The organism is Mucilaginibacter sp. dw_454 (genome assembly GCF_018449775.1).
GTDB lineage: Bacteria > Bacteroidota > Bacteroidia > Sphingobacteriales > Sphingobacteriaceae > Mucilaginibacter.
Genome location: NZ_JAAVVB010000005.1, coordinates 320857 through 335878 on the forward strand (window position 1 = coordinate 320857; position 15022 = coordinate 335878).

The 15022-nt window shown below is 45.6% G+C and carries 14 protein-coding genes; 5 read left to right on the top strand and 9 right to left on the bottom strand.

What is annotated here, in order from left to right; genetic code table 11:
- Window positions 1–4: 4 nt before the first annotated feature.
- Both HB679_RS16440 and HB679_RS16445 read left to right on the top strand, forming a co-directional pair.
- Complete coding sequence (locus tag HB679_RS16440; protein WP_214073099.1) at window positions 5–547, top strand: YceI family protein; 543 nt, start codon at window positions 5–7, stop codon at window positions 545–547.
- A gap of 22 nt (window positions 548–569) precedes the next feature.
- A complete protein-coding gene (locus HB679_RS16445) occupies window positions 570–1490 on the top strand; it encodes a DUF5777 family beta-barrel protein (protein WP_214073100.1) in 921 nt (306 codons plus the stop codon).
- 155 nt (window positions 1491–1645) lie between these two features.
- On the opposite strand, the gene HB679_RS16450 is transcribed toward HB679_RS16445, so the two are convergent.
- Entirely contained in the window at window positions 1646–2200 is a 555-nt protein-coding gene (locus HB679_RS16450) for an arylesterase (RefSeq protein WP_214073101.1), read from the bottom strand.
- Window positions 2201–2359: 159 nt separating this feature from the next.
- Between HB679_RS16450 and HB679_RS16455 the strand changes: the two genes are divergently transcribed.
- From HB679_RS16455 to HB679_RS16465, 3 genes are all read left to right on the top strand, one after another.
- Window positions 2360–2890, top strand: coding sequence for an OmpA family protein (locus HB679_RS16455; RefSeq protein ID WP_214073102.1), 531 nt, complete (start codon window positions 2360–2362; stop codon window positions 2888–2890).
- A 138-nt stretch (window positions 2891–3028) separates the two neighbouring features.
- A complete protein-coding gene (locus HB679_RS16460) occupies window positions 3029–3502 on the top strand; it encodes a ribonuclease H-like YkuK family protein (protein WP_214073103.1) in 474 nt (157 codons plus the stop codon).
- Window positions 3503–3672: 170 nt separating this feature from the next.
- Window positions 3673–5892 (top strand): transferrin receptor-like dimerization domain-containing protein, encoded by a 2220-nt coding sequence (locus HB679_RS16465; protein WP_214073104.1) that lies wholly within the window; start codon window positions 3673–3675, stop codon window positions 5890–5892.
- Between the two features lie 998 nt (window positions 5893–6890).
- Here HB679_RS16465 and cysM read toward each other — a convergent pair.
- From cysM to tatC, 8 genes are all read right to left on the bottom strand, one after another.
- Entirely contained in the window at window positions 6891–7763 is an 873-nt protein-coding gene (gene cysM / locus HB679_RS16470; protein ID WP_214073105.1) for a cysteine synthase CysM, read from the bottom strand.
- Between the two features lies 1 nt (window position 7764).
- Window positions 7765–8568: a serine O-acetyltransferase EpsC gene (gene epsC, locus HB679_RS16475; RefSeq protein WP_214073106.1), complete on the bottom strand. Its 804-nt coding sequence runs from the start codon at window positions 8566–8568 to the stop codon at window positions 7765–7767.
- A 100-nt stretch (window positions 8569–8668) separates the two neighbouring features.
- Window positions 8669–9277: a class I SAM-dependent methyltransferase gene (locus HB679_RS16480; protein WP_214073107.1), complete on the bottom strand. Its 609-nt coding sequence runs from the start codon at window positions 9275–9277 to the stop codon at window positions 8669–8671.
- Window positions 9278–9592: 315 nt separating this feature from the next.
- On the bottom strand, window positions 9593–11569 hold the full coding sequence (locus tag HB679_RS16485) for an alpha-ketoacid dehydrogenase subunit alpha/beta (protein WP_214073108.1): 1977 nt from the start codon (window positions 11567–11569) through the stop codon (window positions 9593–9595).
- Window positions 11570–11622: 53 nt separating this feature from the next.
- Window positions 11623–12183 carry a dihydrofolate reductase family protein gene (locus HB679_RS16490; protein ID WP_214073109.1) on the bottom strand — a complete coding sequence of 187 codons (561 nt, stop codon included), beginning with the start codon at window positions 12181–12183 and terminating at the stop codon, window positions 11623–11625.
- A gap of 2 nt (window positions 12184–12185) precedes the next feature.
- Window positions 12186–13568, bottom strand: a complete 1383-nt coding sequence (locus HB679_RS16495; RefSeq protein ID WP_214073110.1) for a LutB/LldF family L-lactate oxidation iron-sulfur protein — start codon at window positions 13566–13568, stop codon at window positions 12186–12188.
- A gap of 117 nt (window positions 13569–13685) precedes the next feature.
- On the bottom strand, window positions 13686–14120 hold the full coding sequence (gene rpiB, locus HB679_RS16500; RefSeq protein ID WP_214073111.1) for a ribose 5-phosphate isomerase B: 435 nt from the start codon (window positions 14118–14120) through the stop codon (window positions 13686–13688).
- Window positions 14121–14122: 2 nt separating this feature from the next.
- A complete protein-coding gene (gene tatC, locus HB679_RS16505) occupies window positions 14123–14980 on the bottom strand; it encodes a twin-arginine translocase subunit TatC (protein WP_214073112.1) in 858 nt (285 codons plus the stop codon).
- Window positions 14981–15022 lie beyond the last annotated feature (42 nt).

Below are 15022 nucleotides of genomic sequence, written 5' to 3' on the forward strand. Positions count from 1 at the left end.
AAACATGAAACATTTGAGTATTATTTTACTCGCCTGGATGAGTTTATTCCAGACGGGACAGGGACTTTATGCGTGTAAAAATGCCGAAATCAGCCTCTTTTCGAGCGCACCAATTGAGGATATTGCAGCTAAAACAAGCTCGGGGCAATCAGTTTATAATGCCGCCACCGGCGATTTGGTTTTCAGCGTAGCGATCAACACGTTTAAGTTCCCCAAATCATTAATGCAGGACCATTTTAACAGCGATTACCTGGAAAGCGACAAATATCCGCATGCCACCTTCAAAGGTAAGGTACAAGAACATCCGGATCTGACAAAAGACGGTACTTATCCTATTAACGTTACCGGCGTGCTGGACGTACACAATGTAAAACAAACCCGTACTATTCCGGGCACGCTTATAGTGAGCAACGGCACCGTTACCATGAAATCAGAGTTCATAGTTAAATGTGCCGATCACCACATAGAGATACCGCGACTGGTATTTCACAACATTGCAGAGAGTATAAAAATGAACGTAACTGCCACGTATACGGCAGCCAAATAAATAACACACAATTATCACAACAATGAAAAAACACATCGTATTAGTAGCCGCACTTGCACTTACATTAGGTGCAAAGGCGCAACAAAAATCGGCAGCTGATTCTTTAATGAGCTCGATGGGCAAAGACGAAAAACCGGTACCGGTAGCCATTTTTAAATCAACCAGGCTGGTGTTATCTCAAACTACCGAGATGGTTAAAAAGAATGCGCTTAACTTCGAGATCATCCACCGTTTTGGCGACATTGCCGGCCATAACGGCGGTGGCGAAACCGCATACGGTATAGATAGGGTTAATGATGTTCTGATAGGCTTTGAATACGGTATTACCGATAATTTAAACGTAGACTATGCCCGTAGCACCATTGGCCAATTAATGCAACTGGAGTTGAAATGGGCTGTAATTCATCAAATGTCTGATGATAGCTCGCCAATAGCGATAACTTTATTGGGCGAGGCGGGTGTTAAACCTTACCAAACCGATATTTACACCACCTTTAGCAGCAGGCAGTCATACCTTGCTCAGGCAGTCATTGCCCGTAAATTTGGCTCGGCGCTTTCCTTGCAAGTATCTCCAACATACGTAAGCGAAAATACCCCGTTGCCACTAGATCCGGCTAATGAGAAATCATTCTTTGCTATGCAAGCAGCTGCCCGCATTAAGGTAAGCAATCATTCTGGTTTCATTGTTGATTATGCGCATCCGTTCTCTAGTTTCAGAAGCAACAACTACAGTTTCCAGGACCCGCTGGGCTTTGGTTACGAGGTTGAAACGGGCGGCCACGTGTTTACACTGAACGTTACCAATGCAAACTCTATATCCGAAATGAATATGCTGACTACTTCTCAGCAACGTTACTCAAGAGGGCAATACCGTATTGGCTTCACCATTTCGCGGATGTTTGATTTTAACGGTAAAGGCAAAAAAGAAAAAGAAGATAAGTAAGCTTTAAAAGAAAATAAAAGCAATTACACAGGCTTTAAAAAAATAAAGCTGTTTAAAACTGTTTGAAAAGGAACTGCCATTGCGAACCAAGCGCAACGTCTTTAAATTTGGAGGTGAGGGACCATTTAGGAATTGCGCCGACGTTCGCAATGGCATTACAATAAACTTTCAATAGTTGGCCAAATATTGTCTGCTATAATTTTATAGCCTTCGGCCGATGGGTGCAGGCCATCCTGTAAATTAAGGTGTCGCCTCCCCGCTACACCCTCCAGGTAAAAAGGCACAAAAGCCGACTGATTCTGTTTGGCTACATCGCCAAAAATGTTACTAAAAGTTTCTGCCCTTGCCCCCGCCAAAAACGTTGGCAATTTCATGCCCATTAAAGCTATTTTTACCTGCGGGTATTTTGCTTTAACACGATCAATGATCTGCTGCAGGTTTTGTTTGGTGGTTGCAGCCGGGATACCGCGTATAGCATCGTTGATTCCTAATTCCAACACAAAAACGTCCACCGGGTGGCTCAGCCAATAATCCAACCTGCTTAAGCCGCCACGGGTAGTATCGCCGCTAAGGCCGGCATTTACGGTTTTGTAGTCCAATCCTGATGCCTCGATCTTTTGTTGAATCAAAGCCGGCAGCGATTCATTGTGCACGCTTACCAGGCCGTATCCGGCTGTCAGGCTATCGCCAAAAAATAATATGTTTTTCATCTAATTGTATAGATTAACCCGCAAAATGTTTATTTGTTGAAAACGTTGCCTTTAGGCTGGAACAATATTGAAATATCTTAGCCCGCAATTACCAGCAAGTGTATTATTTACAATATCCGTTCTTAAAACCCGTTTTAAATTAAACAATCCATTACAATTATGAAATTTGTGAAAGTTTTCTCGTTATCCGTATCCGTATTATCAGCCGTTATTTTGTTAGATGCGTGTAAAGCCAAAAAACCTGTTCAAACTCCGGCCGCCCCGGTTGAAGCACCAGCACCGGCACCTGCGCCCGCTGCTCCTGCGCCTGCACCAGTATCATCAGCCCCTGCGCCAGCTCCTGCTCCGACAGCACCAGACTATAACTTTGCCAACATACAATTTGAATTTAACTCAGGCATTTTAAAAACCGAGTCTTATCCAATTATGGACAAGGCCGCCGCTGCGATGAAGCAAGACCCAAGCGTTAAATTTGTGCTAAGAGGCCATGCATCGGCAGAAGGTACAGACGCACACAATATGGCGCTTTCTATTGAAAGAGCTAACTCGGTTAAAGCTTACCTGGTTAACTCGGGCGTAAGCGGTGATAATTTAATTGTTAAAGGTTTTGGCGATAAAAAACCCATTGCCGATAACAGTACTGAGGAAGGCCGTGTGAGAAACCGCAGGGTAGAGATCAAAAAGCAATAAAGGCTATCTTAGATTTGTTGTTAACCTGTTGATATATAGGAGAGTGTTAACAAATAAATCATCATAAGGTAACGCTTTTATGTTGTGTTGTGCTCTATCTTTAAGATATGCATTAACACATCACTAAAAACGTACTTTATGACATGGAGAAAATTTAGCGGAGAGGTCATCCAATCGCCCATTATTGAAGAAGTTGAACAAGCTATTGAGCGTGAATCCCTGCTGGGTAACAAGCTCAAGGTTTGCATTGGTACCGATTCGCAAGTAAAGGGTGCAGTTACAGATTTTGCCACCGTTATTGTTTTTTTACGCGAGGGCCGCGGCGGATTTATGTTTATCCACCAGGAGCGTACCTCGCAAAAAATGAGTATCAAGGAGCGTATGCTTACCGAGGTGCAAAAGTCGATTGACATTTCCTACAAGCTTTGCGATCTGCTTGATCTGTATGATGTTGATCTGGAGGTACACGCCGATATTAATACTAATCCCATGTTTAAATCAAACCAGGCGCTGCACGAAGCAATGGGTTACATTTTAAGCATGGGCTTTGTATTTAAGGCCAAACCCGAAGCATTTGCCAGCTCTTGCTGCGCTAACAAAATGGTACAGTAACCATTCAACTAACACTCTTTATTCCTCATAAAGAGATTGCCCGGCAGGCCTGATTTTGCCGGAGAAGCCGTTGTCACCCCTATCGCCGCCGTTTTCTTTGTTTTATCGGTTTTGCGCTTATTGTAGAAATTGACTATCTTAATTGCGCACATCAAATCGTATCGCAGTCTATGAAGAAGATATTCGCCTTCGGCTTACTTGTCTTTGTTGGCATTTACGCCAATGCTCAGGAAAAGCCGTTCATTGGTTTTACCCCAACTACGTCGCCTAAAGAGCACCAAACCGAGCAGGAATTTGATCAGTCAATTAGCGCCGAACGGATCAGCGCGACATTGAAAGATTTATCTGCTTACCCACATCATTTGGGTTCGCCGGGCGGAAAGGTAGTTGCCGGAAAGATCTTGCAGAAGTTCAAATCATACGGGTTCGATGCGCATTTGCAGCCATATAAAGTGCTGTTCCCAACGCCTAAAATCAGGTTGCTGGAAATGACAGGCCCCACGAAATATACTGCCGGACTAAAAGAAAGTCCATTAGCCGAAGACCCAACCTCTGGCCAGGATGGTCAATTACCCACCTATAACGCCTGGAGTGCAGATGGCGATGTAACCGGCCAACTGGTGTTTGTAAATTATGGACTGCCCGATGATTACGATATACTGGCCAGTATGGGCATTGACGTAAAAGGTAAGATAGTGATTGCGAAATATGGCAAATCATGGCGCGGCATTAAGCCCAAGGTGGCTTATGAGCACGGTGCTATTGGCTGCATCATCTATTCAGATCCTAAAGACGATGGTTATTATGCAGGCGACGTTTACCCGAAAGGCGCCTATAAAAACGAGACTGGCGTACAGCGTGGCTCGGTGATGGACATGGTGATCTACCCCGGCGATCCGTTGACGCCCGGCATTGGCGCTACTGAAAACGCCAAGCGGCTAGACAGGAAAGATGCGCCAACTATATTGAAAATACCGGTATTACCGATAAGCTATAAAGATGCCCAACCACTATTGGCAGCGCTGGAAGGCCCCGTAGCACCTGCCGATTGGCGGGGTGCACTGCCTTTCACTTATCACATCGGTCCCGGCGCAACTACCGTTCATTTGAAGCTGGAATTTAATTGGGATATGGTGACCGCTTATGATGTCATCGCCAAAATAAAGGGTTCTACCTATCCTGATGAATGGGTGTTGCGCGGCAACCATCACGATGGCTGGGTGAATGGCGCTGATGATCCGCTAAGCGGACAGACCGCCATGCTTGACGAAGCTAAAGCACTCGGCGACCTGCTTAAAACCGGCTGGAAACCCAGACGCAGCATTGTTTATTGTGCCTGGGATGGTGAGGAACCTGGCCTGCTAGGATCGACCGAATATGCAGAAGATTACGAGAAGGAGCTACAACAAAAGGCTGTGGTTTATATCAACTCGGATGATATATCGAGAGGGTTCTATCATGCCGGCGGCTCGCATGCGTTGGAAGGCTTTATGAGTGAGGTAGCAGAAAGTGTGATTGACCCTGAAGTTAAGGTGACCGTGGGCGAAAGAAGTAAAGCACACGAGTTGGTAACAGCCGGGTCGGCAAAAGCGCGTAAAGAGATCTGGGAGCGTAAGGTTGAACCTATCGAGGCCCTGGGGTCGGGTTCAGACTTTTCGTCTTTCCTGCAGCATTTAGGCGTACCCGCGTTGGATATTGGTTACGGTGGCGAAGGGCCGGGCGGCGAGTACCATTCTATTTACGACTCCTTTGCCGACTATAACCGCTTTAAGGACCCTGGCTCTATTTACAGTGCTACTTTGGCCAGAACGGTAGGGCATGTCGTTTTGCGCATGGCTAATGCCGATGTGTTGCCGTTCGATTTCAGAACCCTGTCTGCCACCTTAAATGGTTACGCCAAAGAACTGGTTGAGCTGGCTAATGACATGCGCGAAAACACAGCTATGCAAAACAAGCTGCTTAAAACTATCGATTACATGATAGCTGCCGACCCCACCAAACACCTGGACGCGCCCATTGCTAAATCAGAGGTGCCACCTATCGACTTCTCCGCATTAACTGCATCGTTGGATGCGCTGAAGGCCAGTACCAACAAACTGGCTGATAAAGTGGCAGCGGCTCCGGCATCAGCGACAGATCATAAACTACTAAATGAAACGCTTTACAAGGCCGAGCAGCAATTGCTATCGCCGGCCGGTTTGCCGCGCCGCCCATGGTACAGGCATACCATCTACGCACCGGGTTTCTACACAGGTTATGGCGTAAAGACCATGCCCGGCATCCGCGAAGCGATAGAACAGCGTAACTGGGACGAGGTGAAACAGCAGATTGCCGTTGTTGCTGCCAGCATTAACGCCTTAGCGTCTTACCTGGATAAAGCGGCGATGTGATTGAGGTGTTTTGTTTCACTTGTGTGTTAAACAAATGAAACAAGTGAAACAGATATTTATGGCAAACAATTGATTTATAATATTTTAGAAAATTTTAGTGAAACAGAATGAAACAGTATTTATGACTTTTAAGTCTTTTTTTGTTTCACTTTAAACTTACCATCTTATTGGGCGAAACAACGCAAGCAACCGGATTTGGTTAGCGCATTAATGCCTTTAAAACATTTAAAAAGCAATAATTAGCAACGTTGTTCATTTATTTGTCGCTCTTGGCTGCTAAGGCTGTTAGTTTTTCGTAATGAAAAGTAACCAAAAATCAAGTCACACGCAATGCTTCTTGGCTCAGGGCAATTGCGCTGCAAGCCGATAAAACCTGGGCAGGGGCCTGTTGCCGCCATTTGTCGCACATTGGCAATCGCTTCAGGCAACATTCCCGACAGCCCTGCAGCCGCACCGCCCACCATCGTTTTACCGTCTTCACCTGAAGCTCTGCGTCTGACGGATATTGCACACATTCTAGATTTGTCATCCTGTCCAAATAGCTATCGGGATTGTTTTTGGCCTCACACGTTAAGAACGATCGCTTTTAGCATGCAGAACTCATGTTTTGTGCAGACGTCAGCAAACCAGCTTCGGGTGAAAGCCAACAGAATAAGTTGGCTTGCGGATGGGAAAAGGCCTTTCAACTTTTTGCTGAAGCGATGGCCCTGTGCGAGCGTAGCAGGGCAAAAAGATTGCGGCCTTGTGGTTCTGTTGGCTTTGCCGGGCAAAGGCCCAGCGCGCAGGAAGCCTTTTTGCTGACTTGATTTTTGGTTCTTTGTATCAAGACAAAGAACAAAGCCAACCCGCGGCGATTGAGCGGGACGATGTCCAAAGTGTGAATACTCTACAATCAGAGCTATGAGATATTGCAGGTTACGTGGCAATGAGATCGTCACGCTCGTACCTCGCTCACGATGACGTAGTTGAAAAACAGATGATAATAACTCGGAATTTATTTACCCAAACAAATCACTACTCAAATACCTATCCCCTCTATCGCAGCAAATAAAAACGATAACGCCTTCTTTTAGTTCTTTAGCTAATTGGATAGCAGCAGATAATGCGCCCCCGCTGCTCATGCCGGCAAATACGCCTTCTTCTTTGGCAAAGCGGCGGGCCATGGTTGTGGCATCGGCTTCGGAGATGTCCATTACACGATCGACTCTTGACGGGTCAAATATTTTTGGCAGATAGGCTTCCGGCCAGCGGCGGATGCCGGGTATAGAGGAGCCTTCTGTAGGCTGGCAGCCTATAATCTGGATGTCGGGATTTACTTCTTTTAAATATTTTGAGCAACCCATAATAGTTCCGGTAGTACCCATAGCGCTCACAAAATGTGTGATCTTATGCTCGGTATCGCGCCAAATTTCGGGGCCGGTACTTTTGTAATGAGCCATAGAACAATCAGGATTAGCAAATTGATTTAGCAGAAAATATCCCTGGTTTGCAGCTTTATCTTCTGCATAGTCACGGCAGGCTTCTATACCATCCAATAAAGTTACTTTAGCGCCAAACGCCTCCATCGTGAGTACACGCTCTTTGGTTGAGTTTGAAGGCAGCGCCAGTTCAATTTCCAGTCCGTAAAGGCAGGCAATCATAGCTAACGCAATACCGGTATTGCCACTGGTGGCTTCAATTAACTTGCTTCCGGTTTTGATATCGCCACGCTCTAAAGCGCTTCTAACCATGTTTAATGCGGCTCTGTCCTTCACGCTTCCGCCGGGGTTGTTGCCTTCCAGCTTACCGTATATTTTTACGTTAGGATTTGGATTTAGTCGTTGGATTTCAACCAGCGGCGTATTGCCTATTAACTCAATTAATGTTGCCATTTTAGTCTTCACTCTTTTTTAGAACCTTCACCGTTGCCGAATTAAAAACGCGCGAGTGCGGCTCAACGGTCTTGGTCAGCCAAACGTTACCGCCAATAATACTGTTATGTCCTACCACGGTATCGCCACCCAAAATAGTAGCGCCCGAATAAATTACCACATTATCTTCAACCGTCGGATGGCGTTTCGTATCGGCCATATACTTCGCAACGCTTAACGCACCTAAAGTTACGCCCTGGTATAATTTTACATTTTTACCAATACGGGTGGTTTCGCCAATTACAATGCCGGTGCCATGATCGATGTAAAAATATTCATCTATTTCGGCAGCGGGGTGGATATCAATACCGGTTTTTGAGTGTGCGTATTCGGTTAATATTCTTGGGATCAATGGTACATTATGCTCGTATAAACTATGCGCCAATCGATAAAATGATATCGCAAAAAATCCCGGATAGGTGCGGATCACCTCAAACTCGCTACGCGCGGCCGGGTCGCCGTTAAAAATAGCCTGTATATCGGTATTCAATATCCGGTATAGTTCAGGCAGCGAGTTAAAGAAACTTTGCGCGCAATTTTTACCTTCAGCGCAAGCCTTTGTTGCATTCATGATGTGCAGCAACTCGTCCTGTAGCTTGGCAAACTCATCGTGCAATTGCCCAATAGATAGAAATACTTTTTTAGATTGCTCTGGAAACAACAAACGAATTACCTCCATGGCCCAAGCCGTGATCTCTTTGTTAGAGGGCACGGCTTCAGCCAGTTGCTGTTTGTTCAATATCTGGCGGTAAAATTCGTCGTTCATTATAATACGCCGCTTAGTGGCTATGTGTAATGCAAGTTTATATAAAAAAATGTTGTTTGGATGTAAAAACTATCTTTTTGCCAGGATTTGAATTCCGGGCTTATAATTTTTGTATGCACCAGGTGGTCATACAGCGCAAATTCTGTACGTTGGTAGTTTTGATGGGTTCATAGAGCCTGCCGAATTTCTGGGTATAGTTAAGCAACATCTCCTGGTTAACCAAATACCTTGTCGAGCCATCCGGTAACAGGTAACGGCCATCACCCAGGTTAGTGACTAATTCTTCAATCCCAATATCAGAAGCTAACCTGGCAAAGAAATAGCCCCCCGGTTTTAGTACACGGAAAGCTTCGCTAATCATACCGTTAAAATGTGTTTCATTGCGGGCAAAATGCAACACTGCGCTGCTAATCAGTAAATCAAAACCGTCATCTGCAAAAGGCAGATTATCTGCATGCGCGAGACTGAAATTTTCTGTCGGATTTTGGGGCGATAGTTCTGCAGCCAAACCCTGAACGCCTCTGATAGCGTCTGGGTTTTGATCGACACCAAAAACTTCGTAACCATTTTTCAAAAAGTAGATCAGGTTGCGCCCGGTACCACAGCCAATGTCTAATACTTTTGTGCAATTTTCGTAAGTCCCCTTTAGCAGCTGATCAAACAGGTAGATATCGATATTGCCGTAAGTTTGCTGCGGATTTTTGGGCATGATAATTAGATTTAATGAGTAAGATATAATATACTATTGTCATCCTGAACGTAGTGAAGGATCTGCCGATAAGCTTCGCAATTTACATAGTTTGCAGATGCTTTGACAAGTAAAAAAACGTCATCGTGAGCGAGGTACGAGCGTGACGATCTCTGAACAATTTGCTTAGTATGTCGGCTGGAGATTGCCACACTCGTACCTCGTTCGCAATGACGTGACGGTTAATTGCCTTCATAATATCAATTGTCATTTCACCTTCATAGTTGCGAAATTTGATAACTCAGCACGACAGCCCCGGTGTGTAAAAACCTATAATCAATATGCCAGCAACTGCTGCATTGCTTTTTCAAGACGAGATTTGCCCAGGAATTGATTTTCCAGTCCTTTATCCATGGGTACGGGGGTATCCAGACTTGCGCAGCGCATTACCGGTGCTTCCAGCTCTTTAAAGCATTTCTCGCCAATTGTAGCCGCAACTTCGGCACCAAAACCGCTGGTTAAAGTATCTTCATGCAGCACCAATGCCCGGTGTGTTTTACTTACACTGGCAATGACTGTTGCACTGTCCCAGGGTTGCAGGCTGCGCAAATCAATCAATTCTATAGATTGATCCGGGTGTTTGCTCATATATTCTAAGGCCCAGTGTACAGCATAGCCGTAAGCAATGATGGTAGCCTGAATTCCTTTTTTTACCACGCGGGCTTTACCTATCTCCACATACATTTCGCCATCGGGCACTTCGCCGGTTAAATTGCGGTACAGGTATTTATGCTCGAAATACATTACCGGGTTGGGGTCGGCAATGGATGCCATGAGCAGGCCCTTTGCATCGGCCGGAAAAGCCGGATAAACTACCTTAAGCCCCGGTGTTTTGGTAAACCAGGCCTCAGTGCTTTGCGAGTGGAAAGGCCCGCCCGCGGTGCCGGCACCCGTAGGCATTCTAATCACTACATCAACATTTTGCCCCCAGCGATAATGCGTTTTGGCCAAATTGTTTATGATCTGCGTAAAACCGCTGCTTACAAAATCTGCAAATTGCATCTCTACCACGGCCTTATAGCCATTGAGTGAAAGACCCATTGCCGCACCAATAACGCCCGACTCGCAAAGCGGGGTATTGCGCACACGTTCCGGGCCGAAAAATTCTGAAAAATTCTCGGTCACTTTAAAAACGCCGCCGTATTCTGCTATATCCTGACCCATAATTACCAGGTTGGGGTATTTATCCATAGACAGTAACAGGCCGTCGCGTAGCGCATCAATAAAACGCACCACGTTTGACTTTGATGACAGCTTGAACGCGGGTTTGCCGGCAGGCTTATACACGTCGCCCAGTTCTGTAAATATATTGGGGCGAATATCTTTTTCGGCCATTACCTTGCTAATCACCGGCTCAATTTCTTTTAAAATTTCATCCCGCAAATAAGGGATCCACTCAGGCCGCAGTGCACCTTGCGAGATCAAGTAGTTTTCAAAAACGTGCAATGGGTCCTTGTCCTGCCATTCGGCAATCAAATCCTGTGGTACGTATTTAACACCCGATGCTTCCTCATGGCCGCGTACTCTAAAGGTCATGCACTCCACCAATACAGGCCGGGGCTTTTGGCGTATGCTATGTGCAATCTCGCTGATGACATAATAAACCTCCAATACATTGTTGCCGTTAAGCTGGCGGCCCTCAATACCATAACCGGCGGCTTTATCTACCAGTCTTTTTGTACGATATTGCTCTTTCGTTGGGGTTGATAAGGCGTAGCCATTATTTTCTATCAGGAAGATCACCGGCAGGTTCCAAACCGCAGCTATGTTCAATGCCTCGTGGAAATCGCCTTCGCTGGTGCCGCCTTCACCGGTAAAAACCAACGTCGCTTTTTTGCGGTCGGCCAAAACATCGGCCAGGGCAATACCGTCGGCCAGCGCCATTTGCGGCCCCAGGTGCGATATCATGCCGATAATTTTATGTTCTTGTGTGCCGAAATGAAATGACCTGTCGCGGCCCTTGGTAAAACCCGAAGCCTTGCCCTGCCATTGCCCAAGTAGCCTGTTAAACGGCACATCGCGGGTAGTAAACACGCCAAGATTGCGGTGCATAGGCAAGATATATTCATCGGGCTGCATGGCCAGGGTAGCACCTACAGCAATAGCCTCTTGCCCAATGCCGGAAAACCACTTACCAATGCGCCCCTGCCGCAGCAGGATAAGCATTTTCTCTTCAATAACACGTGGATACAGCAACTTCTTGTAAATTGCTATTAACGCATTATCGTCCAGGCTTTTCCGGTCAAAAATCATATACCCAATCTAATGAATTTTTTGTAAACCCCAATCCGTGGTTTAGGGGGCACCTAATTTAAAGAAGATAATTGCCGATCCAAAATGCTGAAGTCGAATTTGGGCTTAATGGCGTACTTTATTTGAATTAATCCGCTGGAGAAAGTTTCGCTGGCCAGTAGCAGCAGGTCCAGCTTTTCAGCTACATCATGAAACAGTGGTTTGCCGCCGCCTAATACCACGGGATGTACCGAGATAATGAACTCTGTAACCAGTTTATGTTTGATGAATGAAGACAGCAAACTCGAGCCACCAAACAGCCAGATATTTTGACCGGGTTGCCCGCGGATAGCCTCTACACTTTTCAGGAAGTTTTTACTGTCGATAACAATGATCTCCTCGTTGGGGATAATAAAGGGGGTATCGGTGAAGACGTAAAGCTGCTTATCGCCAAAAGGACTGGGCATGCCGTCAATCCTATCATAGCTTTTGCGGCCCATAAATATGGCATCGACACCGGCGAAGAAAGCATCCATGCCATAGTCCTGATCGCTCAAACACCAATCGGTTTCGCCATTGGGGCCTTCAATAAAGCCATCCAGACTTACCGCCAGGTTTAAAATGATCTTACGCATGTTTAGTTTTCGTTTTGATGACGTTCTTTCCACTGCCCGGCAAATGATTTACCGGCAACGTTAGGCATAGCTTTGTGATGCCCCCAGGTTTTCTTGAAGAAGGTTTTGAGAAGTTTATTTTTGGTAGCGCCGCTAAAAAAATCTTCCAACTTACGGCTTAGCATGCCTTTTTTCCAGGCAAACCAGCCCCATTTTTCGGCGGTAGATACGTAGCCCTGATCTACCGCGTCGCGACGATTAAGCAGCAGCATTTTATGTATGTCTATCTTTACCGGGCACACTTCAGTACATTTGCCGCAAAGGCTTGAAGCGTAACTTAGGTGCTTAAAGTCTTCCATCCCCTTTAGGTGCGGCGTAATAATAGAACCTATAGGCCCACTATATGCCGTGTTATAAGCATGGCCGCCAATATTCTTGTAAACCGGGCAACCATTCAAGCAAGCACCACAACGAATGCAGTACAGGCCCTGGCGCTGCTCTTTTTGAGCCAACAGGTTAGTACGGCCATTGTCAAGCAATATCACGTACATTTCTTCGGGGCCGTCGGTTTCATTAGGTTGGCGCGGGCCACTTAAAATGGTGTTGTAAACGGTTAGATTCTGGCCGGTACCGTGGGTGGCCAGCATGGGCCAGTAAAGGTCAAGATCCATCATGGATGGGATGATCTTTTCGATGCCCACCACTGCTATATGTATTTTAGGGAATGACGTACTTAAACGTGCATTACCTTCATTTTCTGAAAGGGCGATGCTGCCGGTATCGGCAATTAAAAAGTTACCACCGGTTATTCCTACTTCGGCAGTTACATATTTTTCGCGCAGCAACTCGCGGGCTTTTTGAGTAATTTGTTCTGGCGTAAAGTCTATAGGGGTTCCAAATTTTTCGTGAAACAGTTTGGCAATGTCTTCTTTAGACAAGTGCATGGCCGGCGTAACAATGTGGTAAGGCTTTTGCCCCAGCAATTGTACAATATATTCGCCCAGATCGGTTTCAATAGATTCGACTCCGTTATGCTCCAGGAACTCGTTCAGCTCAATCTCTTCGGTCACCATTGATTTTGATTTCACAATCATTTTGGCGCCGGCCTTTTGGATGATATTAAGAATCTCTTTGTTGGCTTCGGCTGCATCATTGGCCCAGATCACCTTGCCACCGCGTTTCTGAAAATTGGCTTCAAACTCAGGCAAAACCTTGTCCAGGTTCTCCATCATTTTCCACTTTAAAACATGGCCACGACGCTTGGCGTTTTCCAGGTTAATAATACGCGACAAGCCCCTATCAACCGCGGTATTGTATTTATTGATATTGTTGTTGATAATACGACGATGATCGATATCAAATGATTTTTCCGAGTCGGTCAGAAATTCCTCAGCAATACTTGTCATGCGGCTAATTTAGGTAAATACATTAATAAAAAAGCGGCAGGGGTTATTCCTGCCGCTTTTTTTGAATATTATAAAACGTAGAGACACATACTAGTGTCTCCAACTAGTGTCTGTACCTTATGCGCAGGCTATCTTGTTAACGCGCCTTGCGTGGCGGCCACCTTCAAACGGCGTACTGAAAAATATTTCGACAATTTTCTTAGCCTGCTCCAACGTCACAAAGTTTGACGGGATGCACAATACATTGGCATCCGTATGGCTGCGGGCCGGCTCGGTCACTGCTTCATTATAGCATAAAGCTGCGCGGATACCCTGATGTTTGTTAGCTGCAATGGCTACACCGTTGGCGCTGCCACAAATCAGGATGCCATAATCAAACTCGCCACTTTCAACCCCCAAAGCAACAGGATGCGCAAAGTCGGTATAGTCGCATGATTCTTTGGAGAACGTACCGAAATCCTTTACGTTTTCGCCCAGTATGGTTAACAGGTAATTCTTTAAATCGAAGCCTGCGTGATCTGCACCTATAGCTATTTTTAATCCTTCAATCATGATTATGAGTTCATTAATTCATCGTGAGCTTTTTCACGTCTTTTCTCTACTACCGATGCTACTACAATACCCACTTCATATAAAGCAAACAGCGGTACAGTGGCAATCATCGTCGTCATAAAATCTGGTGACGGCGATATAATAGCACCCACAATCAATAGGATGACAACGGCATAACGACGGGTCCTTTTCATGAAAGTACCGGTCAGAATACCAATAGATGCCAGTATATAAATGAATATCGGCAGCTCAAAAACAATACCCAGGATAAGGGTAATGGTTGCTACCATGGATAGGTATGAGCTTACTGTAAATTCATTTTTAATGGTGCTGCTTACGCTGTAATTAGCCAGGAAAGCAATTGATTCAGGCGCTATGACATAGTAACCAAATAAAATACCGATCAGAAACAAAGCAGAGGCGTAAAGTACGAAACCGCTGGCGGCTTTTCTTTCCTTTTCTAACAGCGCCGGTTTGATGAAACGCCAGATCTCCCACAAAATATAAGGGACACTAAGTATAATACCAATAAGCACCGACGAATTGATCATCAGCATAAACTGGCCTGCAACTTCGGTATTAATGATCTCGGCGTTAAAAGGCTTGGTAATACAAAAGCTATCACCAAGTTTACACATCATGCGATAGGTCCAAAAATCTGGACGGAACGGCCCCATGATGAAGGTCTCGAAAATGAAATTGTATTTCACAAAAGCAAGGATGGTAAACACCACCACAGAAATAGCGGCGCGGATCAGGTGCCATCTTAAAGCCTCCAAATGGTCAAAAAATGACATCTCGGCTTCAAGGCTTTTGCCTTTCTCTTTTATTGCTTTTACTAACTTATTGTCGTCGCTCATTGATGTGGCCGGGGACTAATGTCTCCCGCGTGCTAGTTACGT